Annotated in this window: 1 protein-coding gene; it reads left to right on the top strand. The window is 70.3% G+C overall.

What is annotated here, in order from left to right; genetic code table 11:
- The coding region (locus ABD194_RS20070; protein WP_343994802.1) for an N-acetylmuramoyl-L-alanine amidase at window positions 1-1,435 on the top strand (1,435 nt) is incomplete at its 5' end.
- Between the last annotated feature and the right edge of the window lie 49 nt (window positions 1,436-1,484).

The raw sequence follows: 1,484 nt of genomic DNA, 5'->3' as shown, positions 1-1,484 counted from the left end.
CGAGTGGTACGCCGCCGTGGCCGACGCCTCGGGCTCGGCCGAGGAGGACGTCGCCAAGGCGTTCGCCGACGACACCTACTCGGTCATCGCGTCCGGCGCCTCGCGCCGCACGGTCGACGGCAAGCAGGTCTCCCTCGTGCCCACCGCCGTCACGCCCCAGACCGCGCTCGTCGGCAAGCTCCACCTGCACAAGAAGCAGAGCAACGGCCCGGTTGACTGCCCGCCCGGCCTCGACTGCGAGTGGCTCCCGGCGCCGTACGCCCAGACCGGCCCCGACGCCGGCGACTACGGCAACCACGACCTTGCCAACCGCCCGGTCGCGCCGAAGATCACCAACATCGTCATCCACAACACCGAGGCGACCTACGACACGACGCTCAAGCTGGCGTCCGACCCGACCTACCTCGCCTGGAACTACACGCTGCGCAGCTCCGACGGCCACATCGCGCAGCACCTCGACCCCAAGGACGTCGGCTGGCACGCCGGCAACTGGTACGTCAACGGCCACTCGATCGGCCTCGAGCACGAGGGCTTCGCCGCCACCGGCGCCCAGTGGTTCAGCGAGCCGATGTACCGCTCGTCCGCGCGTCTCGTTCGCTACCTGGCGAAGGAGTACGACATCCCGCTCGACATGCAGCACATCTTCGGGCACGACCAGATCCCCGGCGTCACGGCCGCCAACGTCGCCGGCATGCACTGGGACCCGGGGCCCTACTGGAACTGGGAGCACTACTTCCAGCTCCTCGGCGCGCCGCTGGAGTCCCACACCGCCGGCAACGCCAAGGACCTCGTCCGCATCCTGCCAGGCTTCGAGGACAACCAGCAGACCGTGACGTACTGCGACGGCAAGGTCGCCGACAGCTGCGGCTCGCAGCCGACGAACTTCGTCTACCTGCGCACCGCCCCGTCGGAGTCGGCGCCGCTCGTCAACGACATCGGCCGCAAGGCCAACGGCGCCCCGTCGACGACGTCGGTCTCCGACATCGGCGCTCGCGCTCAGGCCGGCCTGACCTTCGCGGTCGCCGGGCGTCAGGGTGACTGGACGGCCATCTGGTTCAACGGCGTCAAGGGCTGGTTCCTCAACCCGGCCGCCGACCCGACGGCCGTCCCGGTCCGGGGCTACTACGTCGTGCCCAAGGCGGGCCTCGCCAAGGCGCCCGTCTACGGCCGCGCCTACCCCGAGGCGTCCGCCTACCCGGCCGGTATCCCCGCCCAGGCCGTCTCACCGCTGCAGTACACCTTCGCCGCGGGCCAGAGGTATGCCGTCGGCGACCTCACGGTCCCGACCGACTACTACCGGGCCGTGACGTTCTCACCCGACACCCCGAACGACCACATCGACGTGGTCGGCCAGGACCGCTACTACCAGATCTCGCTCGGCCACCGCTTCGCGTACGTGCGCGCCGCGGACGTCGACGTCGTCCCGGCTCAGTAGCCCACCCACCCAACCGTCGAAGGGCCACAAACCGGCCGGTTTGTGGCCC

This window comes from Terrabacter terrae, from assembly GCF_039529575.1.
In the GTDB taxonomy this organism is placed as follows: domain Bacteria; phylum Actinomycetota; class Actinomycetes; order Actinomycetales; family Dermatophilaceae; genus Terrabacter; species Terrabacter terrae.
This window is presented reverse-complemented; position numbering and strand designations above follow the sequence as displayed.